The sequence below is a fragment of the Paenibacillus sp. GCM10028914 genome, assembly GCF_042666275.1.
Taxonomy (GTDB): Bacteria; Bacillota; Bacilli; order Paenibacillales; family Paenibacillaceae; genus Paenibacillus_AQ.
This window is the reverse complement of sequence record NZ_JBHTFO010000003.1, coordinates 94,733-118,340: the sequence shown is the minus strand read 5'-3', so window position 1 is coordinate 118,340 and position 23,608 is coordinate 94,733. Positions and strand designations below refer to the sequence as shown.

Sequence of the window (23,608 nt, the reverse complement as noted above, 5' to 3'; positions counted from 1 at the left end):
ACCGAACTCATTTAGAGAAAGCTGCCTAATGAAATAACCGTGTCTAACTTTTGGGGGTCACTTCATATCAGCGGCTTCTTATGTTGCTATATTTTTGTCACCCGACACCCGGACTATTTGCTACTGGGTAACCCACCAAAAGATTAGCCTCAATGAAGGCTTTCTTTAAGGCTAAGACTGATATTTATCGTAGTTGACTATCAATGCAATGTGAGTTGCTTTCTCCGTATAAGCAGTATCAAGGGCAGCATTGATCTGTTTAGCTTCATCTTCCCAATCGACCCCAAAGATCAATAAATAGCTTGCGAAGTTTGCTAGTACAGAACGTTTATCTTCTACCAACCTTATTAGCCTTTGATAAATTCGGATCATTGTACCAATGGGTAATAAAAACTCGGACTCATCTTGTTCAATAACCTTTTTTAATAGTACTGCATCTTGTACTGATTCCAATTCTTTTTCGATTTTTTTAATTGCTAAATTAAACTCTAACTCTACCTTTTCAGCTTCATTCTCCTTAAGTGCAGCCCAATTAATCAATTGAAGGGTTCGAATAGTTTCGACATAATCCATTAACACTTTTCTCACCTCACTTAGGATAATATGTGGAAATACTAATTGTACCATCTTTCAATTTCATCACATCATAGCCAACTTTGTTTCCATTAACAACCACTGTTCTTTGCAATGTGTTTTTTGTCGGTAGAGATGTCCCCGAAATAATTAGTGAATTTACATCCGTTAAAATTGATCTTTCAATTTCATCCATAGAACCGAATCCTTTCACACTGCCAGTTCTATGACTCCTGTTATATCCGTGACCACTGTTAATCCGTACATTCATGCCCCCGATATCATAAGTTCGTCTTAAATGATCACCTACGCCTGATGATGAACTAGGCTTAAGTTTATTAGTTTTTCCACCTGTAAAACCACCTGCTGCACCTAAGCCTCCGCTAGCTGCTCCTGCTATCATCCAATCTGAGCTTCCATTCATAAAATGTCTATCAAGTTGTATGAGTGCCCATTTTACTTTGCCCATATTAGTACTTCTTGCTGCTATATAAAACAAATAATCAAATTGATTTCGAGTCATACCATCTCGATCAGATCCAAAGAAATATGGGTTTTCCTTCTTAAGCTTTTTCAATAATTTTGCTTGACCTGAACTGTTTGAATTTCTAGCAGCAATTACATCAACTGTATACGAACTATTGGCTAAATTCCAGAGAGAGTTCCCACCCCCGCCAGCCCCCATTATTTGTGCGTGCCCACTCGGGTCTATATAAATAAGAGGATTATTGCTCACATACGTATACAAATTCAAACTCAACGGATTCGTCAGTTCTCCTTGGTAAGTATCCTCATTTATAAACCGGCCCACACTTGGATCATACCATCTAGATGTCAGATATTGTAAGTCGGTTGTCGCATCCCAATACTCGCCAGAATAAAGGAATGGATTCATGACTTTTTCCGATTTCGAGATAGGTTTCCCCCACAAATCATAGGTGTACGAGTTCAAGACATCCCCATCGGAGTTAACCAGGTACTCTACATCGCCATGACCATTGAGTACATAATATTGTTTGTCTCCTGTTCCATCTACACGATAGTTAAGTGAAGAGCCATTTCGGATATAGCTTGCTACCTTCTTTACAGATCCGTCCGACTGCACACTACCTTCAGCAATGATGTTCTCGAATGGATCGTAATAATAACGTATAGTGGATCCATTTTCAGTGCGCTCGATCAATAGATCGTCACCGTTATACTTATAAGCGACATTCTTTTGGTCTATGGTGGTTACTTGTGTCAATCGATTCCAGTTATCGTACACATAATTAACGTTTGAATCTGTTGGAACCTGTTCACTTTGAAGCGTACTTCGGTTACCCCTCACATCATAATCATAGGTTTCCTGAAACAACGTCGATGTCTTAATTCGATTTAACTCATCGTACGTAAATGATTGGGAGATACCGTCTTTAGATAAGGATTCAATATTTTTATTATCATCATACTGGTAACTATAGTTTGCAGCTGATAGGCTCGGATGCTCATAATTAAGTGAGGTGAGCGAAAGCCCCTCATAGCTATACGAAGCTGTAATCCCATCACCACGAGACTCCGTTTGTAAGGAACCGTTATTTGAATACGAATAGGCTCCATCCAGCCCACCATTCACTTTCTCAATTCGACTCATTGAATCATACTCAAATGCCGCAGTGTCGTTAAATGGACCCGTCTGGTTTTTTTTATTACCTCGATCGTCATATTTATATGTTAACTTCTTGCCATCTGGATAAGTTATCGTTAAAAGTTCACGCGTATTATGATCATAAGCGTAACTGGTGATGCCAGATGCATCTGTCATACTACTACGAAGACCATCATTGGTATAAGTATATCCAATAGTTTCAGTGCCATCCTTACGGAACTTCAGCCGATTTTGTAAGTCATACTCGTATTTAAGGGTCTTTCCAGTACGGGTATGATGCTCCTCCATATTACTGTTTCCGTCATACAAGAAAGTTTCAGCTTTACCGCCCTGCTGCTGATTAAGTTTCAGACGACCAGCTTCATCATATTGTTTGATAGTAAAAGTACCATCCGGATTGATTTGTTTCGTCAGATTACCTACTAAATCATACTCATACGAGGTTCGATTTAATTTAGCGTCCGTTACACTCTTTAAATTACCAAGGAAATCATACTCGAAGTTGGTAACTTGGTGCTTCGCATCTTCTTGGGATTTAACATTCCCTACATAGTCATAACTTAAATTTTCGAGCTGTGTTACTTTTTGCATAGATGGATTATTAGAATCAATCGCTGTCTCGATCGTCGACACAGGCCGTCCCATCTTATCCATCGTAGTTTCTACTGTGTTACCTATACCATCAATACTGCTGGATTTTAAATCAACAATATTTTCAACCATAGTAGTTTTACTATGATCTGGATAAGTGGTTATCGTTTTTAGACCGCTTGAAATTGGCTGATAATCATAGTCTGTAATATATCCTATTGCATCTTCCTGATAGTCGATTCGGCTATAAGAATCATAATAAATCTTCAGTTTGGCGACATAGCTGCCATTTATATAAATCCCTTGTTGTTCTTCACGTCCCAATGGGTCAAAGCGAATCTCATTAACGGCACCAGATTCATCCGTCTGAGTAATTATATTTTTCTCGTCAATATACTCAATATCTACCGTTGTTTGATTCGGATTTGTTACTGTTTTAACCCGGCCCAACTCGTCATACTCATAAGAAGTAACAGCATTTTTCCCATCAATATACTTTTTCATCTGACCTGTAGTAGAGTCATATTCAGCCTGTACTTTTAATGTAAAGGGGTTACCAGCACTATCCACTCCAGTTGTCTGCTGTGCGGTCATAAATGCACTTTTATATTTGGGATCGTAAGCAAATGTTTGAACAGATACCTTACTTAAATCGTCCGCATCAAGTGTAGTCGTGACCGTAGAAACATTACCGTACTGATCATAGTCGAAGTCACTCTTGCCCAGTAGCTTTCCGTTTATGTTGTTTTCCCTTTGTGTTACCATATCTGGATCGCCATTGCTAGTTTTTGTAACTTTAGTATAAACGCTACGATTTTCATCAACAGGCTGAAGAATCGTATCAACCAAATGCGTTCCTGGATGATACGTATATTGAGTTGTAACCCCTTGTTCATCTGTTTGTGACTCCACATTTCCATAGGAGTCATATAGAGTTTTTGTAGTTTCCGTTCTCACTTTGCCACTTTGGCTATCTTTATAGGTAGTACTCGTTTCATTTGGTGAAGTAAGACGCTTTGCGCGATCATAGATGTAATTTATGGACGATTCTAACCCACTTTGTACTTGCTTTATGTTCGTTTGATAATAAGTTATTGGATTCGAAGCATCGATATAATCTTTATCGTATTGATAAGTTGTTTTGGCTAATCCATCATCCATAATCGTTGAAAACGAAACATCAGAACCATATGAGCTACCAATATCACCTTCGTAATTGAAATTGACTCGGTTATATGCCTCATACGTAGGTTTTTGTGTGTCCTGATTCGGATATATGATACGGTCTTCACGAGAGTGGATTTGATATTCCTGATTTACAGCATCAGGACCAACATAACGGGTAATTGGTAGTGGCTTATACTCATACTTGGTTTCTGCCCCGGTTGGATGATACACCGTATCAATAAGTGAATAGCCATTAGAGATACCACTTGAAATATCACCGTTAAGCATGTTATATCTTGTATTTGTCTTTTGCGTGTATTCATAGCGAGTTACCCGGTTTTTTGGGTCAGTCACTCGGTCCAAAACTTCGAAAACATTTCCGTTATTTTGAATTGGAACTTTCGTATATGTAACTGTTTTATCTCCACTGGTCACAGTCACTTTCGTCTCGGAATAAGAGATATTTATCTCATTACCCAATGGATCTAGAATTTTTGATAGCAGTTCTCTGCCATAGGCAGCAGAGTGAGCATACTGAAAATCAATATAGTTCCCATAAGAATCTGTAGTCTTAATGAGATGACCCGTATCGTTAAAGTATTGCTTGGTACCATCAATGGAACTAAGAACATGTGTATAGGATTCTTCCTTCCCGTTAACCAAAACGGTCCCTGTTAGGTCTGGTTCGTCGCCTGGGTATTTAATCGAGAGATCTTTCCACGGATAACCTTTTAAAGATTTATCCTTGTTTATTTCATATGTCCCTCCACTTGCCAAATGAACGTAGGTCCCATCCTTAATGTAAGGAATGTTCCAGCTCCACCCTTTTCCAAGCGGGAACCATGTATCGTTATACGTACTAACCGCAGTCTGACTTGAAACCCATTTCCCATCTGTATTCGGTTCAACCTTTATACTTGCTGGATTAATTGGAGGTCTGTTAGGGTCACTATCGTCAATATTGTCAATATCATATAATTTAATGAGATATTCTGTATCATCTGTACCTGTAATCTCAGCATCATCGAATTCATATTCAGTTGACCCGGCAAGACTGTTTAATACATTCAGTTCAGCCTTTGCTTCTTTTTCATTAATATATTCATGACGCAGGAATTCACCTGTTCGAGATACCTCTGTATACACCCTGTCCACATCTACGGTCTGAACTGAATTATCAACGTAAGTAAAAATCTCTCTTTTTTTATAACCATTACTAACAGTAGACCACGGACCAACATAAGAAGGCTTAGAATTTTGAAGTTTAGCTGCCAATTTATCAGCATCGGTCTTTTTTATACTACTATCGAGAGTCCATTCATCTGTACCAATGGTTTGTACTTCGCTTTCTGTTCCATCTGCTTTTGCATACTCTCTTTTATGTACCATTTGAAATTTAGGTGCAAACATTAAGCGAAATACTTTTTCCCGGCCTTTGAAATATACAGAAAATATTAAATCTTCATCGTCATAAATTGTGCCTTTGATGTCATAATACTGGGCATCCGAAGAATTGTATGTTCGAGTCAGATCAAAAGAAAGTCCATTTCGACCAGGTAACGTCATATCAGTTGTTGAAAGTGATACACTTCCGTCTAAAGTGGAAATGTACTCCCCTGAAGATCCGACTGAATATGGTGCAGTATCAGTTTTAATATCCAGATTGTTTAAAGTTTCCTTGTTAACTGGATTTTCAACAACAGTAGCTGATGAATCAACCGAGGAATCTTTTTCACTAGAAGTTGACTCTTTTTTCTTTATCTCTAAGTTAGATGCAGAGTTTTCGATAACACTTTTCTCTTTAGAACGATTAATCGGAACTTTCTTGGCTTTCCCTAAAGCTTTATCTAAAGGGATCGAATCCACTTTTTGATTCATATAAGCCAATTTAATTTCTTCTACAGTGTATCCTTTATCTAAAAGTGACTGTACTTCACTTTCTTTCACTTTAAAAGATTGTGCAATTTCTGAGCGTTGATCTTTTGTTTTTTTATTTTCCTTATTGGCATTCTTTGCATCCGCTTTTGAAAAAGGAACGGATGTCATAAGCAAAACTATGGTCATGAAAAGTGCTATAACTCTTACCCACTTGGATTTCATATGTTCCCCCTATTGACTGTTCTAGTTGTAAATTTGAAATTAATACTCTCGATATGGATAAGCATTATACGTTTGACCTTCAATAATAAGAGGTATAGAACGTGGCAAAGCACCTGGACCATCTGTGGTTAAATTAACTACGGGTGATGTTGCACCTGCGTTCGGATCCGTAGGATCTACTGCTTTTATCCTGATAGAATAGGCTGTATTAGGCGTGAGATTCGTTAGTTTTTTACTTGTTGAAGTCGTATTGCTATGCAATTGACCATTGACTAGAATTTTATATGTAGTGACGTCTTTCACGGGATTCCAAGACAATAACAAACTGTTTTGTGTAACTTTAGATGCAGTTAAACCAGTTGGAGCTTCCGGTGTTACCGTAAAGATTTCTGGTGTCATACTATAAGTACCATCTGGATAGTAATACGTATACTTAACTTCGTAAGTGCCTAAACTCCAATTCGAAGTATCACATGCTAAGGGTGGATTGGGTGCTGTTTGGCCCGCTTTAAATGGACCTGAAAATGTTCCAGAGCAAACCCTACCTGTCGTACTGTCTACCCCCATATTTAGTTTAGTCCAGCTGCTATATCCACTAGGAGGAGTAGGTACCCCTCTGTCTAAATAAGCAATAGAACCACGTTCAATGGCAGCTATACTAATTTCACCGTTTCCACCTTGCCCAGGCTCGGTTTCATCTTTGTAATCCTGCTGAAATGGTGGAAGCTCTGAGTCAATGATCCCAAGTGATTTAGCTAAGTTTAGTAGTCCATTACCATACTCTTGTTTTGGTTCTATCGAAGTTGCGTTTTTCATCATAAGTTCTCTAATTTCTCTAGCACTCGATGTCTTGTTTTCCGACCAAATTACTGCCGCGGCACCTACCACATGTGGAACTGCCATTGATGTTCCGGACATATTTCCATAGCTTCCGTTTTTGGTAGTACTTCTAATGTCGACACCCGGAGCAACGATATCCAGATTCTCTCCCGTACTTGACAAGTTCGCTCTATCATTTGACTTTGTTGTTGCACCAACTGAAATCACCTCAGGATATGATGCTGGGTACATTACGGTATCCTTACCTAATCCTTTATTTCCTGCAGCTGCTACCAAAATGATTCCAGAAGCTTCTGCCTCTTTTATTGCTTTATGAAGCGCTTCGCTATTTTCCGCACCAGTAAAACTCATAGAAATAATGTCCATCTTATGATCTATGGCCCATTGAATGCCTTCGATGACTTGAGTGTAGGTTCCTGTACCATCAGAACCAAGTACTTTTACAGAATACAAATCAGCATTTGGTGCAATGCCGACAATGCCTTGATTATTTTCAAGTGCTGCAATTGTACCTGCCACATGAGTTCCATGACCGTTGTCATCTACATAATTCGAAGTTCCATTAACGATGTTGATTCCCCCGGTTATGCGTAAATCAGGATGATTCGATACACCAGTATCCAAAACAGCTACTTTAATACCCTTACCTTTATTGTTTTGTTTATCTAGCATGTGAGAACCAATGGCTACATTCCCCCAAGGAACTTCCTCATTATTAATCTCAGCATCTGTAATTGCGCCTCCTGTTACGGCAATAATTCCGTTAATAGAGACTTTTGCGTTTGGTTCAACAAACTCAACGCTGCTGTCTTTTTTTAAACGCTCGACTTCGTCGGTACTCAATGCAATGACAGAAATGTTATGCTTTTTAAGCTTCTTTTTCTCTTTTTTTAAAATTTTATTCTTTTTAAGAACAGTGAGTGGATCATCTCCATTCTTGAAAGAGACGATATATTCATTTACTTGTGAGGATGATTTCGGTTCTTGTGTGGGTTCATTCTGCCCTTGTTCAGGTGTTTTTGAATCTTGTGTTGTTTCTTTCTGCTCTTGTTCTGATGTTTTCGAATCTTGTGTTGATTCTTCCTGCCCTTGTTCTGGTGCTTTCGAATCTTCTTGTGTTGACTCTTTCTCCTTTTGTTTCGATTCTTTCAAATCTTGTGTTGTTTCTTTCTGCTCTTGTTCTGGTGCTTGCTGTTCTTGTGAAGATGCTCCAACGTAAATAGAGTTCATTCCAAAAAATAATGAAATCAATAAAAATATGCTAGTTATTTTCTTAATTCTCATTTATGTCCTCCTGGTGCGATAAGTGTTTACGAGGCTGGAATGGTAGTAATAGATTTAACATTACCATTATCATCGTAGGTATAATGACGAGAATACGGAACACCATCTTTATAAAAGGTTACTTTTTGTAAACGATTTAAAGAATCGTATTCATAGCTTTGCTTTGGAGGTTGAGTGCCCTCTGTAGCAAAAGCAGTTGAACTAGTAGAGTTTGAATTCCCCACATTACTCAAGAAAATGAAAAAAACTAATAATAAAGAAAGCATTAGAAAGCATTTTGAGATTTTATTTCCACGCTTCAAATATACCACTCCTATCCTATTTTTTCGGAATACATATACTAAAATCTCAACTCCTTCCAATTATGTACCTCAAGCATAGTATCATATTGGTAAGTACTTAAACAGACGGTAATTACTGGACTATTTGGTATATTTGCATTTCGATTATCTGGGAAAACCGGAAGGTAAATTAACCGTTTTAAGGATCCTATACAATGTAGGTGGTTTTGGCTTTAGGGAATAGCCTGAAAAGCAAGCCCCTCTCGATCATATTTCGGGAGGGGCTTCTTTTGTATCTTTCGCAATATAGTTCGCCGTTACTTGTGGTATGGTTCAGAGCGACTTATATTCAATATACTGCCCGTGAGCTCAACGAAAAGTTGCCGAACTCAATGATCCGCTGCCCTGTATTCCGAGATCCCAGTAATCTATCCTACCCGTTAGCTCAATGAATTACGGGCGGAAATCGATCAGATTCATGCCTAATCGGTAATCGGACTTTTTTCTTTACGGTAAACGGTACAAGTTCTTGTCTTTGGCCCGGGACAAGAACTTGTACTGTTAAAACAAAAAAAGCCGCTAATAGCGACTTTCAAAGTGACCATGTTTTGTCCCCCGACACTTGCTTAGGCGATTGTCACTAAGGTGTATTATTAACAATCAAATAATCATTTGAATATTGAGTTATTATACTGGCGATCTTCAATGCATAAAAAAATTATTTGAATGATTTTCCATCGCTATTGTCAAGGTCATTTATTCCCAAAATGAAGAGAGGGGATTTCTTCCTAGTGGTCTTCATATTTCGGATATTCAGCAAAATTCGCCTTCACTCCAAGCATTTTCTTAAGAACTTGTACCGTAAAAATAAAAAAAGCCTCTAATAGCGACTTTCAAAGGGAACATATTCTTGTCCCCCGACATCAATTTACAGATGCAATTTAACCGTTCCCCTTCAATTAAATCCTTGTACGAAATTTGGCCTTTCCCTATTCGCACTCCTTGCATCCCAAGCTCGAATTTTATCAACCTTTATTGTTCCACTGAAGAACGCATTGGAGAAAGACCTTTAAGATTGAAGGACATTGAGTCAACCCTCAAACAACGCTGTAACTAATCGTTTACCATCATAACATGATGGTGAGGCGCTGTTACTCATAAGTGTCTAAATAATTCTACAGTATCTAATTTTAATTAAGAACAAATACCCAAACTACAAGTTTGAATGTGGTTACTGCTAGTGATAGAACATCTAATTTTAGTCGAGTATGTAGGGCTCTTCTAATGTCCCCTTACCTCCAATTGGAGATTTTATTTTAATATAGAGAGCCGGCCTTACATAATGATGATCATTAAAATAATTTTCTCCAATAGCTCCACTATCGAAAATCCCTCGGACTCTCCTACTACACGTTCCATTGCCGTCCATCTTATTATTAAATATAGACTTCTCTGGACTATCTAAATTAGTGGACATATCCCTTAACCAATAGAAGGTATTCATTTGCTCTGATATTGCTCGAAACTCGAGTTGCTGATCTCGCAAATAAAGGGTAATCTCTAATAATGAAAGCAGAAAAACTTTATCAACACTAGTCCTTTTATATGCAACATCGTAATTAGAACAACAATCCACCACATTTTCATCATAATTGAGTAACTCACTTGTACTACGCCAAGCAATATACTCATTATCCACTTCAATAATCGAGTTTTTTTCATTCATTGAAAACTCATGGAGAAAGTCATTTTCACTATTTAAAAATTTTCTAAGCGCTGATTTTTCCCAATATCCTAAGCCTCCGAAAGGCATTTTGTTGCTAAGGAATTTATAAGAAAATAACATAAACGTATCATTTTCATCATTTATTATTCTCCAAATGATCTTTTCCCCTTTATGTTTGCCGAATTCTACATAATCGCCTATTTCAATTGAACGGACCTCATTTACTTCTAATTGCGAAGACCCTTGCGAAATCATTTTAAGATTAACTAGTAATTCAATAGAGAAATCAAAAACATTTACATCAATATCAGTAATCATAAATGCATTGTTTTTAAGATACTGTCTTATAATTGATAACTTTAATTCATGTTTTTCTACAGATACGTTTGATTGCTCCAACTGCTCCGAAATCGTTTCAACTATATACTTTTCTTCGTTACTGATTTTGATTACTTTATCAATACCTTTTACAACTGACGCATATATAGGTTGAATTTCTTTTAGTGGCTCGAGATTTATGTCCTTAAATAGTCGATCTATTGTAGCCGGTTTACTAATCAGATATTGAAAAAAGTCTTTGTAATTTAAACTTCCTTTTATATTTAAGCCGACATCTGAAAGGGTTGCTTTAAGAAGCATTAAATCAGCTGTATTCCACTCCCCCTTAGAGATTCCAAAGAAATCATTAACAACACAAATTACTTTTTCAACATCGTTTAACTCTGAATATTCTATTCCTTTGTACATCTGATATTCAATGGTAGAATTCCAGTGAAGCAGGTTAACATTCCGTTCAAGTATACCTAATCTTGCTTCGACTTGTAACATATCTGACCGAGTATTCTTAAAAAACGAAACTAGAACTTTGTATACTTGATTTAGTTCTTGATCGATATCAAGAACTAATGAATTTAACTTATTGTTTACTGCCATAACCAGATCAAAAGTTAACAAATTCTGTTCAGCTAATTTTTGAATAGTTTGCTGTGCAGCATATTGTGACTTAGCTACATTTCGGTCAATATCTGCTCGGATTTTTTTGTTCTTCCCGTTTAGACTATTTAAACCCCTTTTGAAGAGCCCTTGGCTAGCTAGTTCACTTGCTCTCGATTTGCTTACCGCAAGACATGTCACACTTTCCATCGTTAACTTATTAATTTCTGAACGATTGTTTTTATATACTGATATAGTTTGTTCAATGAGCTCTTCAATTTCATGTTTTTCATTTAACGTAAGATTTTCAGTTTTTCTTAGTTGAAGCTCAAGTGTCATTCTTTATACCCCCGTTGTTCATCAGATCATTAATTTCAACTTTTATTGATGTTCGTTCATCCAAAAGCCTGTTACGTCTTGTTGAAAATTGCGATTCATTCACTTTCATTTCTCTTAATATCAAATGGGTCTTATGTTGATATAAGCCCATTTCATAAATTGGCTTGAAAATTCTAACAGTATCCTTATAACCCTCTTCAATACGCCTTGCTGACCCTTCAGGTGAGAAATCAAGTGTACCATTCATAATATTTCCTTGATGGTTTTGTGGTAATATCTCAATAATATTTGTATCGGGAAAACAGGCATGCTCAATTGTAGATCCTCTATCTAGGTGTACGACAATTATTTGCTTATAACCTTTATCGTACAAAGGCTTTATTGGTAAGTTATCACGCATACCACCATCTATGTACTTGTTACCATCGATTTCTTCTTTTCCAAAAATAATTGGAAGAGCTGATGAAGCGAGGAGAATGGATTGTAATCGGTCGGAAGTGCAATTATTAAGACTGAAATAAGTTGTGTTCAAAAATGGTAACTCACAGCAAGTGGCAAATCCTAATAAATTTGAATTACTTATGTAATTCAAATTTAGGTTCTCATTAAGAATTTCTATCAACCCTTCTCGTGAAAAAATACCGTGCTGTGAGAACTTTAGTGAGAATGCTATTATCTGAGACATTGAAAATATACTCGTTAACCCTAGATTAACTAATGTTGCCACGATTTTATCAGGGGCTATCGCCAAAAGCTTGTTATGAGATATGTTACGCCATACTTTCTCAGCTAGACCATAATTTCCTTGCATAAAAAATGCAGCATTTAAAGCCCCCACTGAAGTTCCAGCTACAGCAGTAATATTCTTATCAACACCAAATTCTCTGAGTGCTTTCCATACCCCTATATGGTATGCACCTTTTCCTCCACCGCCTGCTAATACAAGTGCCAATCCCTGCATAAAATCAGCTCCATAGATTCATCTTAATAAAAAATAAGGTCTTTAAGTTGTCACGAAATAAGTGTCCTATCTTTATTAGTCGAAATAGGTATATATTACTATTTTATTAGATATATTTGTTTCCTTCAATGAAAATAAATGGACTACCCAGTAAGACCTAATCTAGTAAAATCCATCCGTACTAGATTGAATGAGTTGATTAGCGAATATAGAAAGTCACTCGAGAGAATTGGTGTTTTTTAATAAAGTTCCTATTTCAACAAAGAAATAAAATAGCTGCCGATTTTTGCGGCAGCTCGGTTCATGTCAAATTCACATGCGTCATGAAGAAGTGGGCTGATTTTCTCAGCACCTCGAAAAGTATATAGTTACTGTTATTCTATTTTGCAGTGACCACACTCTATTAGTGCTAATTTGCCCTTATAACTCATTTGACTCATTGATTCATATTATCCGACATGATACTAATCTATATTATTACGCTTCTATTATAATATTCGCAGTCCTTAAAAGCCATCTTTTACCTTTATTATGCCCGTTAGTTTAATAAAAAGGCGTCTAATCATCTTTATTAGCCGCCGTCGTTGACATCATATCGGGAATGTAACAATGTTCTTGTCATCTGTCGGAAATGTTATCAATTTCTTGTCAAGTGTGTTTTGATAAGAACTTGATAACATAAATAAAAAAACCGCATAATCAGCGGTTTCTAATGTTACTATGTTTTTGTCACCCGAATAGACTGAACCGATGTTGTTAATTGACACAAAACTCCATTGAAAAATGGAGCAGTTGCCGACTGAGGAGTCTGCTCCATTTAAATTAAGCTATTGTGTCCCGTTACTTCAACAAACGCTGCTTATTTCTTTTTAATGGGTATCCATATTTCGCTTTTAAATTGCGGCGATGATACATCTTTCTGCTCATTCCTGAGTATTTCAGGCCCTTCGCTTAGCTCATATTCCGAAGACGGAAACCATTCGGAAGCGTCCCCAGATCTCTTGAACCGCACTCGGAAAAGAGCCAACGGCCGTGAATACAGCCCATGTAGAGGCTGATACCTCCAGCTGGGCCAAGCCATCTCGTGCTTCATTCGTTGTGGCCGCCCCGATGTAATGATCAAGCTCTCCTATCTCCTCCATCCGCCCTTCACTGAAATTCGTGGAAGCACTGATTAGTCCTGAAGGCTGAACATTCGAAAAGCCCTTAATCTTATCAATCATTTCTGGTGTAAGTCCTTCAAACATCGATGCAATCTCCGGATTCCCCCCCTGAAATACTATTGGCACTCTTTTTTTGATCCCCACTATGCGAAAAGCCTCTTTGTCTTCAATTCGGTAGTTCATTTCAATTCCTCCTTTGATAGTTAGTTGAAATGTCATCCGTGGGAAGGCTTTGAGGGACTGTCCATGGATCCGGGCTTCCGAGGGAGTAATCCCATGCATGCTTTGGAAAGCCCTAGTAAAGGAATCCTGCGAGGTATATCCGTATTTCATCGCTGCATCGATGATCTTGATGTCACTGTGGCTTAGCTCGAGTGCTGCCAAAGTTAGGCGTCTTCGGCGGATGTATTCCGACAGAGTAATACCTGCAAGGAATGAGAACATCCGTGTAAAATGATATTCCGAACAGCAGGCAATTTTCGCTGCCACCTGATAGTCCACACGATCAGTAAGATTCTCCTCAATATAGCTTAAAGATTTGTTCAGGTGCGCTAGCATATTCATGAATATCGCCTCCCCTCGTTACTCAAAGCATAGCAGAGAAGGTAATCCCCTTCCCGACATTTAGTGCACAATCCTGCAGGGTCTTTTGATGGTCGTAGAACATCCCCTTTAACTTTGCGTCAATATACCCTGTATCAGGCAAGGAAGTTGTAATACTATTGATTCACAACTTAATCTCATGTTTATAGACCTCCAAAGATCACAATCCTAATTTTACCATGATCCCGTTAGTTTAATAAAAGGGCGTCTACTGCCGACGATGAAATCTTATTGGGAATGTAACTATGTTCTTGTCATCTGTCGGGAATGTTATCAAGTTCTTGTCATTGTGTTTTGACAAGAACTTGATAACATAAATAAAAAAACCGCATAATCAGCGGCTTCTAGTGTTACTATGTTTTTGTCATCCGACACTATTCAACCACATATGACTAATGACATTTGAATAGACGGAACTTCAGTCATTTAGTTAGTCGTCTCTTCTTTTTTATTGAACTATCCTGCCCATCAGCTTAATGAATTAGAGCGGAGATAAGTAGTTAAATACTTATCTAATCCGTAATCGGACCATGTTCGTGTCCCTCGACAGCAAAATATCTGCATTGTTTAATATTCAAATTGTATATGGGTTGCTATCCCTTTGTGCTATCCTAACGAGAACCTAAGCATGAATGTTCAAGACCTCCGACACCAAGTATGTGCATATAAGTTCTTATCATTGGTACTTTATAATGAAAATGCCGCACATAGTACGGCTTCCACAGTCATTAGGTTTGATCTTCCGATATCCCATAAATTAAGCATTGGTGCTTTACTTCGATGGCAATTATTAACGTTTAGTTTAGTCTTTTTGATAAATATCCTTCCTGTATTCCGAGATCCCAGTAATGGGTCCACTTTTGTGTCATTAGACAGTCCTTAAACAGGGTTAATGATCTGACCTGCACTGTTATACTGCCTACTTGGTACTGGCGTATTAAAATATTCACTATTCATTACATTGATTCACTCCTTCACTATTTTCGTTACCTCCCCCTGCGGTCAGGAAAAGACCTGATTAGGTATCAGGCCTTTGTACGTTGGACCGATGTATATTGTTTGATTTCTTATCACTCGAATCACCATTTACATATAATGGATGTGATAGTTTAGTGGTGCAACTACATCTATTTAATGGGAGGAATTTTGTAATGAAACTTAAAAAACTGGCAGGTCTCTGCTAACAACGGCTTCTTTACTAGCATTTATTGTTGTTCCAAGCACTTATGCTGCTGATCCGGTAGTAGAAACTAGCAGCACGTCGTATGCAGTTAGTTCGGTAGTTGTTACTACAAATTCTACAGAAGAAAATACGAACGCAATCGTGACACCATTCGCTTTATTGCAAAACTATTCCTTTGGGCCTCTTTCATCTAACGACTATACAACTAAGGATTGGTTCAACCATTACTCTTACGGGAATATAACTATAAAGCTTGCCCAGTATCCCTCTTATGGTAGCGGGACTGTAGCTCTTGAGTATACTTTGCTAGCTGCTGAAGAAAATAGCATACCAATCGCTGGTAACTATTCAAGTGCTACTAAAACAATAACTTTTTCCGGTGTTCAAGGGGGTACTTATGCTTTGAAAATAAAAAATATTGGAGTTACCACTGCTAGTGGATATGGATCAATCAACGATTAAGTAAAACAAGAAGGCCAAGAAGGAGCCATTGTCGAAAACAATGGCTCCTTCTTTATGAAATGAAATACTATTTTGATGAACTTGATGGAACATCAGTATCAGTCGGGTTTTCATCATTTAAGGTTTTATTTAAGAGCAACGAATTTGGATAATTTTTAAGAAATTCTGCTTCATCTACTTTTAAAAAAAACTCGCCTTCAAAAATTAGTTGATTCGTATTAGGCCCGATTTGATTTAAATTTCTTGCTATCTCCGATTCCTTAAAGATACTTTGTTCATCTGCTCGCAAGAACATGCCATGAGGTGTATATAGTTGACTATAAGCCCCTTTTGCGATTTTTGATTCTACGGATTCTACGTTTTTTACTGATTCTTCGGATTCTACGGATTTCACGTTATTTGTTGAAAAATTAGTGTTAACAGGATTTTTAACTGTCTTATTTACGGTTTCCATTTCTGGATAGGTCTCTGCTTTTGAATTCGATATTAATACCACTCCTGAAATAATAGTCACTGCAAAGGCTGTTAAATATATTTTTTTAAACATATTACCCCGCCCTTTCTATACCAATAATTATTTCCTACTTTAAAACATTATATTCACCAACATGTTGAACTAATTGATAAGGTCTGTGAAGGAAAAGATTCAACTATAAAATGTTTTATTTTCCTAATTTTATTATACTTGCTTTTCTGAGAGAGAGCAAAAAAATTCAAAGAACAATTTCCTGATAGTGATCGTGGCTTACATGAGAGAAACTGATCCCAGCACTCTTTGGAAACGGGAAGGGATCGGTCAGCTCATTATGGATTTAGTCCTTCAGATTCTATTCGATTCGATTTGTTGTACAACATTCCATTTGTCTCTTTGTTTCCAGACAGCTATCTTCTTTTCATCCACACCTAGCTGCTCTGCAATCTGACGATTCGTTATATTTCCTCCGTGCTCTTGCCATAATTTATAAGCATGATCACGGTTAGGATCGCGTGTTCTAGCCATGCTACACCATCACCACCACCAACAAAAAAAGACGAGCCATAAAAATAGCTCGTCTTTCTTGAAACTGTATGTTACTTTGATTTTTCGCTAAACTCTTTTAGATGATATCGGAGAATAAATATTCCGAGTATTAAAGCAAGGATCGGAACTATAGTAAGCCAATAATGTCCAGTGACTGCAATCAACACTATTCCCACTAAACAGAATAACAAATAAATAGCATCAAATATAATGCGTCTTCTCATTAAAGTATTTCTTGATGTGTTTTTCATGTTAGAAGACCCTCACTTTAACCTAAGATAATTACATTATAAATAGCATCATCAATCATCTGATCATAAGTACGACCATCCCCACCATCATGCACTTGTTTTGGTACCCCATTTATCTTAACTTCTAAAATATATTGTTCACTTCTCAAACCAAGTTTATTTTGTGAAAACACTTCAATTTGTGTAAGATACTTTTTTGCATCTAAGATCCCATACCAAGCAGTATCAAGCGCAATAGAAGAAAATGTTATGCCAATCATTTTAAGTATTGAAGTAAGTCCGCCCTTAGTATATATGATATCAATAGCAGATAAAATAACGCCTAATGCCGTTCCCGGTCCGAAATTCACTTCAATATACGTAGAGTCTTTAACGGTTGTTTTCTTATACAACGAACCATATTGATTCCATGTAGAATTATATTTAGTTTTCACGAAGTTATATCCTGATGAAGGGGAGTCTAAAGTAGATCCCTCGTCTTGTCGATCTAATGGAGTAACTAAATCATCAACATTATATGTTGTGGTTTCACCAGTCTGAAGATCGGTGGAAATTATTTGACCTGAAGCTTTATTATAAGTAGTCTCAACTACTAATATATCATTAATATAATGCATAACTTCTCTTACTTCACCTGATTCACTTATATCAAAGCGAACAGTATCTCCAGTATTTACATCTTGATATACACCCTGAATCTCTTTATCACCATTATTCTCTTCGAAAGAATAAGATAGTTCTTTAAAAGACTCATCAGTATTTGAAGATGCGTAAGAGTTGCTAGCAAAGCCAGAGAAAACAAAAGTCACAAAAACAGCCAAAGTCAATACCATAGATATTCGTTTCATTTAATACCTCCAAAATTTATTTTTTAATTTACATCCGTCCTCCTTTCCTTTACTTGGTAAAAACCATAACATTATATGAAAAAATTGTAAACCTCTTCACATTTAACCTTTGTGAAATAACCTCTTATTATAATAATTCATCCTTTTGCAATTCAATATCTATTTCAATGAGCTTCTTCTGGTCATCCACCGTCTTGATCTCGATCCGGCCCTCTTGAAAATCCTTGACCCACTTCGCTATTCCAGCTTTGACAATCTTGCGGTATTGCTCCTTAGATTCCATAATGCCTTCCATTACCGCAAGCTCATGCTTCAATAAATTTTCATCTTGTGTTCTCATGCGTACCCCTCGGCTTTCCTTTATACTGGAATGCGAAATAGCGGATGTCTGCAAAATGCCACGCGTGGCGGACCGCTATCTCAGCCGGGGGATACCCTTGGTGATTAGGGGTACGTTGCTACGTCCTCCTTTTAATATGTCTTAGCATAAGAAAAACCGCCCATATCAGGCGGTTGATCTAAACTATAGTTCTCCGTGAATTCAATCAATATCTGGAACAGCTTTCAACTAATCATTTTTCTTTCCTCCAAATAGCGGTTACAACGATTGTAATTGCATAACCGATCACTCGAAACACAGCACTAATTATCTCAACCATCTGAATCATCTCCTACAGGGAGATTGTATGCAGCTGTCTTTGTTAAAAGAGCCCGTGATATTCAAAAAAGCAGCCGATCTAGCCGGCTGCCTCCTTATCTTTATTCAACTAACGTGTCCCGTTAGCTTAATCTTTAGGTGTGATTTTATAGTCGACCAAATAGTAACTAGCACCTGCAGTATCATTCTTGAAGTACAGTTCAACATAGTCCCCTTTTGGTCCCACATTACATAAGCTTATGGTTAGTTCAAAGTATGTTCCTCCGTGCGTTGCATCTGCACGTATGCTTTCTTTATCCTTATTTTTAAGTGTGACAAGTGTATTGATGGAAGAAATTTGTTTGCATCCAATCATAACATATTCTGTTTTGTAAATACTCTTGAGTGCTGACACTATAGAAGCGTGCAGCTGTTGTAATAAGGCTTCCTCAAGCTGTTTTTCTCTAACCCCTGTATTTGATGCTAAAGTTAAAGTTGAGTTTGTTAACACTATACCGATTAAGACTAAAATGCATAAACTTTGTTTCATTTTCAAATGTATCACCTCTGGGTTTTTCGTTTATTGTGCTCAGTATTTTACAACTCCATCCTCAGTTGATACCTGACCTACTTTTAAAACAATCATGCCCGTTAGCTTAATGAATTACGGGCGAAAATCGATTAGATTCATGCCTAATCGGTAATCGATACAAGTTCAGACTCATTTTTATATAGTGATAAGAACTCCGATAACTTATCCTCTTCTTCTAGGCGTATTTTTTTATTAAATCTCAGTTTTGTGTTGATAGCAGCTATTTTATCTATAATCTGGTCTTCTATAAAAATCATTCTATTGTTGGTATCCATCCTACGATAGCCTCCCTATTAAAGTATCTCTCAATGGTAACTTCACGATCTTTTCTAGCATAATTTAATGCTGTTTGATACACACTATGATTAAAAAAAGGCAGATTAGAAACGAAATCCCGTTGCAAAGATAATGCTGAAACGCCCATGAATTTTTATTTAGCACTTGAAAGCTGTTAATAAGACACTTGTGTAACAGAAAGCAAAAAAGAAATGACCTCCATTTAGGAAGCAATTGCTTTTCTAAGTTCAATTATTACAATTGATCAAGGTCGTCTTTTGTTACGTTAAACAACTCTAAAATATCTCTTTCCAGTGAAGCAGCATCGAACCCACTCATTAATTTTAAGCCTAATGCTCTGACGGAGTTGACAATATTGTTGATGACAAGCAGCCTTTTAGTTTCTTTATCGGCATTTTTGAATGTTTGATGATCAATCTGTAGTCTTATATCCGTATCTTTATCCTTTTTTTTATACATGACTCTTTCTTTAAAAAAACCTTCTTCTAATAAATCTTTGTGAACAATAATTGGAATAAGACTTAATTGCTCTACCTTATCTCCATAGCTTCGATCTTCTAGTAGTTTCATTTTTTCATCAATTTCACTTTTAATAACTTGAAAATCTTTACGAACATCGAAATGAATTTCACTAGTCATAAAAAATTCCACAACAAGTTTCCTCCCAATCAATAATCACTTTTATTTAATGGTGGTCGTTTACCATTGTTAAGCTTTTTATATGCCAGTATTCTTTTATGCTGCCATTGAACAACTCGGATATCAGATACTCTCGGTCGTGTATTCCAAAGATATCGATAAACGTACGTTTGGTTTCACTATACGATGTAAGGTCAATATTTAAACTTTGCATGAGCCCATCTCCCCTACCCTGTTCTAATCCACATAATAAATGAAAACCCGCTTCCTCACTAAGGGAGCGGGTTTTCATTGTTCAGCTATGACAAGAATGGTATCCAGCTCCGTAACTAGCATCATCTAGGGGCTATTCTACAAAATTTATGTTGCATAGCGACATATTAAGAAGTTGTTTTTTCAGATCGAAGTCTTTTGGTTTGGGGAGTGAATGCCATTTAGCCCCTTCTTTTATCCATTCTTCAAGATATCCTCTATAGGTATAACCTAAATCATCATCATGATACCCAAACTCAAAACCGCAACATGAACAAACTTCAAAAGTCTTATAACCATATTCATCTATAGGTGGTTCATCAAGCTTATCATATCCGCATACCATACAAGTATAATATTTCATGATTCTTGCTCCTTTAATTATTGTCTTCTCTAATAACGAATTCCATCTCTAGGTTTAAAGAATGTCTTAATTATACCCCTTTTAGTAAGAGAACCAAATTCATTAGTTCTTGAATTTAAAATAATTTATCGCCATTGGATCTTGTTTTTCTTAAGATGCTTTTCCCTTAAGTACTCTTGAAAAAAACACTCGCTTTAGTTGAATAAGGCCCTAACGTAGACGAAACGGTGAAAAAATTTGGAGAGAATCCCCTCCAATTCTCCCCCCCCAGTGTTGAACTATAGTGTCCCGTTAGCGTAATCGAATAAACAACCTAAAATTATTCGGGACACTGTTCGGGGTGAACTTCCTGATTCTGAATTACTGAGATTACTGTGATTTCACCACATGGAAAATTAAATAATCGCGTTACATAAAGATTAATGATAAGTTATCCCCGCGAGACAGTGGTAACCTTTGGTACTTTTTTAATATATTATTTATATTTAATGTTGAAGAGTTTGGGACATGTCTTGAAAGGTATACTTTTGCGCATTCAATTCCACATACGCCTACTTCAAGACTGCCAACTTTGTAAAAGTTATTTCCAAGGGCATCAATATCAACCGCACTACAAATGTAACAATTCATATTAATTCCCCTTCCGATAGGTAACGTGAAATCAGTTCATGAAAACACTAAATTAAATTATTCTGCCCGTTAGCTTAACGACAAGTTTGAAAAATTGTCCTCATGCGTACGCCTATATAATCACAGATCAATGTTTTTTACCAAGCTTTTACCGTTTTTCCGTGTTCAAATTTATGCATAAGAAAAGTAAGTATTCTATCGGCTGCATACTCAGGTGTTTTTAACATCTTCTTATTTTCAGTGGCTACATGCATGTCAGTATCGACCATACCTAACCTAATCGCCATTATTTTAACGTTCAATTTTTCAATACCAATACTTTTCGTAAATGTCTCTAGGCCAGCTTTTGATGTAGAGTAACAACTTCCTCCTGATGACAAATTATATGATGACCCAGACGAAACATTTAAGATTTTTTTCTCAACATTAAATTGCTCCGAGTATTTTATAAAACAAGATGTCAAAATCATCGGTGAAACCAAATTGATGTTCATCATTTGAATTATTGAAGTTGGATCTGTCTCCTCTATAAGCTGATTAAAAACAATACCAGCATTATTGATTAGATATATTGATTCAACATTTGATGAATCAATCTTCTCGAATACTTTTTTCATGAAAACATCAATTTCATTTACGTTGTTCAAATCGAATTCGAAATAATCCATCTTATGCTTTTCAGAGTGAGCAAAAGCAATCAGTGATTCACTCTTTTTCCTTGAAACACATAGCAGATGATGATTTTTTGATAAAAGTTTTCTACAAAGGGCTTCGCCTATCCCACGTGAAGCTCCCGTCAAGATAATGTACTTCACTTCCGATCCCCCCCAACCTAATCCAGTCTTAAAAAATCAAAATAACTTATCAAATATTCTCTTTTTGTTATTCCACACTCAATCTTTCTTTCCTTCCTATAGAACTATCCTGCCCGTTAGTTTAATGAAAGGGCGTCTAATCATTTTTATTAGACGCCCTCAATGAAACATATCGGGAATGTAACCATGTTCTTGTCATCTGTCGGGAATGTTATTAAGTTCTTGTCATTTTGTTTTGACAAGAACTTGATAACATAAATTTAAAAAGCCGCTTAATCAGCGGCTTCTAATGTTACTATGTTTTTGTCACCCGACATCCAAAAAATGCTTCCGCCTTGGAAGAACTTGTACCTTTAGGGCTTAACAAACGAATGCTTCATATAACTTGATAACAAAATGACAAGAACTTGAATAACTTCCCCATGGCAGCATTTAGAAGATTTCGATTTTCCAGATGAGGGAATGTCTTTGATATAGCTTGTTAGTACTATTGCATTATTGATGCCAGCGAGTTTTTTTGGTGAAATCATATACTCTGCCGTATCTATAATGTCGTGATCTATTCTTATATTAAGCTTTACATTTACTGAGTAATCCTCATTAAGTTTGATGCTAGTTTCGACTCATTCAACCGTAAAATTTGATACCTTTCCTCTATTGTTTAAAAGGTCTTCCTTCAATTTATCTTCAACTATCCAAAACATAACCGATTTTAATTTCACTGTATCATCAATTATTGGAACATCGTTCTTGTGAAATCCTAGGCTGTTACTTGCCGAAGCATGATGGTTTTCAAACCTCACAAAACAAATGAAGAAAAAAAGAAATATAAATATTAAGATATATATTTTTTTCCCAGACATTATAGTATACTCAGCTCGCTTTCTGTCATAGGGCTATATCGTCAATCTTTCCCTATAAAGTCAGAAATATACTGTTGCAGCATAGAAAAAAGGTCAATTGCTGACCGGACCGCCTCGCCTCAATTAAATGAAAAAAATATGATGTGACACGTTTTATTCGTTTTATTCTCGTACCAAAAAAAGGAGCAGTTCTTGTATCTCGACAACTGCTGCAAATCGTGAAGCTAGCACTCCTTTCCGAAGTACATCTGCCGGTATTTTAAAACACCTCAGTACGAGTTAGTTCAGGAAGCTCCGATATTCCTCTGCACTCAGTACTTTAAGAGTCGCCTGTCCTCCTCTACTTCCGGACGAGATATAGACTAACGAATCCTTTTGAGTAAAAGTCAAATTACCCTTTGGCAGCTTACGAACTAAATCAATACCTTCCCAGACCGGAAAAAGAAATTCTCCACTCACCATGTTTGTATTTTCTACATCCAAAGATTGTACGACAGCCTGATCAATAGCCATCGCAGAGTCAGAAACAACTTAGCTCCCTGTCT

18 protein-coding genes and 1 pseudogene are annotated in these 23,608 nt (G+C 36.8%); 1 reads left to right on the top strand and 18 read right to left on the bottom strand.

Going from position 1 to position 23,608, the window contains the following annotated elements:
• Positions 1-171: 171 nt before the first annotated feature.
• The 7 genes and pseudogenes from ACFQV5_RS02700 to ACFQV5_RS02670 all read right to left on the bottom strand — a co-directional run bounded on the left by ACFQV5_RS02700 (position 172) and on the right by ACFQV5_RS02670 (position 14,170).
• Positions 172-573 (bottom strand): hypothetical protein, encoded by a 402-nt coding sequence (locus tag ACFQV5_RS02700; RefSeq protein WP_379243383.1) that lies wholly within the window; start codon positions 571-573, stop codon positions 172-174.
• Between the two features lie 16 nt (positions 574-589).
• Positions 590-6,079: an RHS repeat-associated core domain-containing protein gene (locus ACFQV5_RS02695; protein WP_379243381.1), complete on the bottom strand. Its 5,490-nt coding sequence runs from the start codon at positions 6,077-6,079 to the stop codon at positions 590-592.
• A 39-nt stretch (positions 6,080-6,118) separates the two neighbouring features.
• Complete coding sequence (locus tag ACFQV5_RS02690) at positions 6,119-8,203, bottom strand: S8 family serine peptidase (protein WP_379243379.1); 2,085 nt, start codon at positions 8,201-8,203, stop codon at positions 6,119-6,121.
• Between the two features lie 26 nt (positions 8,204-8,229).
• Complete coding sequence (locus tag ACFQV5_RS02685; RefSeq protein WP_379243377.1) at positions 8,230-8,505, bottom strand: hypothetical protein; 276 nt, start codon at positions 8,503-8,505, stop codon at positions 8,230-8,232.
• A gap of 1,237 nt (positions 8,506-9,742) precedes the next feature.
• A complete protein-coding gene (locus ACFQV5_RS02680) occupies positions 9,743-11,482 on the bottom strand; it encodes a DUF6273 domain-containing protein (RefSeq protein ID WP_379243375.1) in 1,740 nt (579 codons plus the stop codon).
• Positions 11,472-12,443: a patatin-like phospholipase family protein gene (locus tag ACFQV5_RS02675; RefSeq protein ID WP_379243373.1), complete on the bottom strand. Its 972-nt coding sequence runs from the start codon at positions 12,441-12,443 to the stop codon at positions 11,472-11,474. Before ACFQV5_RS02675 ends, ACFQV5_RS02680 begins: the two co-directional genes overlap by 11 nt.
• A gap of 859 nt (positions 12,444-13,302) precedes the next feature.
• Positions 13,303-14,170: pseudogene (locus ACFQV5_RS02670) on the bottom strand (AraC family transcriptional regulator).
• Between the two features lie 1,363 nt (positions 14,171-15,533).
• On the opposite strand from ACFQV5_RS02670, the gene ACFQV5_RS02665 reads away from it, so the two are divergent.
• Positions 15,534-15,854, top strand: coding sequence for a hypothetical protein (locus ACFQV5_RS02665; RefSeq protein ID WP_379243371.1), 321 nt, complete (start codon positions 15,534-15,536; stop codon positions 15,852-15,854).
• A 67-nt stretch (positions 15,855-15,921) separates the two neighbouring features.
• Here the strand turns inward: ACFQV5_RS02665 and ACFQV5_RS02660 are convergent, their stop codons facing one another.
• From ACFQV5_RS02660 to ACFQV5_RS02610, 11 genes are all read right to left on the bottom strand, one after another.
• A complete protein-coding gene (locus tag ACFQV5_RS02660; RefSeq protein WP_379243369.1) occupies positions 15,922-16,401 on the bottom strand; it encodes a hypothetical protein in 480 nt (159 codons plus the stop codon).
• A 273-nt stretch (positions 16,402-16,674) separates the two neighbouring features.
• Complete coding sequence (locus tag ACFQV5_RS02655; RefSeq protein WP_379243367.1) at positions 16,675-16,854, bottom strand: phage terminase small subunit-related protein; 180 nt, start codon at positions 16,852-16,854, stop codon at positions 16,675-16,677.
• A 289-nt stretch (positions 16,855-17,143) separates the two neighbouring features.
• Entirely contained in the window at positions 17,144-17,974 is an 831-nt protein-coding gene (locus tag ACFQV5_RS02650) for a hypothetical protein (RefSeq protein ID WP_379243365.1), read from the bottom strand.
• Between the two features lie 127 nt (positions 17,975-18,101).
• Positions 18,102-18,314, bottom strand: a complete 213-nt coding sequence (locus ACFQV5_RS02645; protein WP_379243363.1) for a hypothetical protein — start codon at positions 18,312-18,314, stop codon at positions 18,102-18,104.
• Between the two features lie 445 nt (positions 18,315-18,759).
• A complete protein-coding gene (locus ACFQV5_RS02640) occupies positions 18,760-19,161 on the bottom strand; it encodes a hypothetical protein (protein WP_244717210.1) in 402 nt (133 codons plus the stop codon).
• Positions 19,162-19,304: 143 nt separating this feature from the next.
• The gene (locus ACFQV5_RS02635) at positions 19,305-19,478 is read right to left on the bottom strand and encodes a hypothetical protein (protein ID WP_379243361.1); all 174 of its coding nucleotides are present in this window, start codon (positions 19,476-19,478) and stop codon (positions 19,305-19,307) included.
• A 256-nt stretch (positions 19,479-19,734) separates the two neighbouring features.
• Entirely contained in the window at positions 19,735-20,151 is a 417-nt protein-coding gene (locus ACFQV5_RS02630) for an Imm44 family immunity protein (protein WP_379243358.1), read from the bottom strand.
• Positions 20,152-20,185: 34 nt separating this feature from the next.
• The gene (locus ACFQV5_RS02625; RefSeq protein ID WP_379243356.1) at positions 20,186-20,353 is read right to left on the bottom strand and encodes a hypothetical protein; all 168 of its coding nucleotides are present in this window, start codon (positions 20,351-20,353) and stop codon (positions 20,186-20,188) included.
• Between the two features lie 132 nt (positions 20,354-20,485).
• Entirely contained in the window at positions 20,486-20,755 is a 270-nt protein-coding gene (locus ACFQV5_RS02620; RefSeq protein ID WP_379243354.1) for a hypothetical protein, read from the bottom strand.
• Between the two features lie 767 nt (positions 20,756-21,522).
• Positions 21,523-22,200 (bottom strand): SDR family NAD(P)-dependent oxidoreductase, encoded by a 678-nt coding sequence (locus ACFQV5_RS02615; RefSeq protein ID WP_379243352.1) that lies wholly within the window; start codon positions 22,198-22,200, stop codon positions 21,523-21,525.
• Positions 22,201-23,342: 1,142 nt separating this feature from the next.
• Positions 23,343-23,576, bottom strand: a complete 234-nt coding sequence (locus tag ACFQV5_RS02610; RefSeq protein ID WP_379243350.1) for a hypothetical protein — start codon at positions 23,574-23,576, stop codon at positions 23,343-23,345.
• Positions 23,577-23,608 lie beyond the last annotated feature (32 nt).

What these genes read in the sequence shown, in the direction of transcription:
- ACFQV5_RS02660 (WP_379243369.1), bottom strand. Translation starts at nt 16,401, where the DNA reads ATGTTTAAAAAAATATATTTAACAGCCTTTGCAGTGACTATTATTTCA.
- ACFQV5_RS02645 (WP_379243363.1), bottom strand. Translation starts at nt 18,314, where the DNA reads ATGAGAACACAAGATGAAAATTTATTGAAGCATGAGCTTGCGGTAATG.
- ACFQV5_RS02655 (WP_379243367.1), bottom strand. Translation starts at nt 16,854, where the DNA reads ATGGCTAGAACACGCGATCCTAACCGTGATCATGCTTATAAATTATGG.
- ACFQV5_RS02700 (WP_379243383.1), bottom strand. Translation starts at nt 573, where the DNA reads ATGGATTATGTCGAAACTATTCGAACCCTTCAATTGATTAATTGGGCT.
- ACFQV5_RS02695 (WP_379243381.1), bottom strand. Translation starts at nt 6,079, where the DNA reads ATGAAATCCAAGTGGGTAAGAGTTATAGCACTTTTCATGACCATAGTT.
- ACFQV5_RS02680 (WP_379243375.1), bottom strand. Translation starts at nt 11,482, where the DNA reads ATGACACTTGAGCTTCAACTAAGAAAAACTGAAAATCTTACGTTAAAT.
- ACFQV5_RS02620 (WP_379243354.1), bottom strand. Translation starts at nt 20,755, where the DNA reads ATGAAATATTATACTTGTATGGTATGCGGATATGATAAGCTTGATGAA.
- ACFQV5_RS02625 (WP_379243356.1), bottom strand. Translation starts at nt 20,353, where the DNA reads ATGCAAAGTTTAAATATTGACCTTACATCGTATAGTGAAACCAAACGT.
- ACFQV5_RS02650 (WP_379243365.1), bottom strand. Translation starts at nt 17,974, where the DNA reads ATGAAACGAATATCTATGGTATTGACTTTGGCTGTTTTTGTGACTTTT.
- ACFQV5_RS02610 (WP_379243350.1), bottom strand. Translation starts at nt 23,576, where the DNA reads ATGGCTATTGATCAGGCTGTCGTACAATCTTTGGATGTAGAAAATACA.
- ACFQV5_RS02675 (WP_379243373.1), bottom strand. Translation starts at nt 12,443, where the DNA reads ATGCAGGGATTGGCACTTGTATTAGCAGGCGGTGGAGGAAAAGGTGCA.
- ACFQV5_RS02635 (WP_379243361.1), bottom strand. Translation starts at nt 19,478, where the DNA reads ATGGATACCAACAATAGAATGATTTTTATAGAAGACCAGATTATAGAT.
- ACFQV5_RS02690 (WP_379243379.1), bottom strand. Translation starts at nt 8,203, where the DNA reads ATGAGAATTAAGAAAATAACTAGCATATTTTTATTGATTTCATTATTT.
- ACFQV5_RS02640 (WP_244717210.1), bottom strand. Translation starts at nt 19,161, where the DNA reads ATGAAACAAAGTTTATGCATTTTAGTCTTAATCGGTATAGTGTTAACA.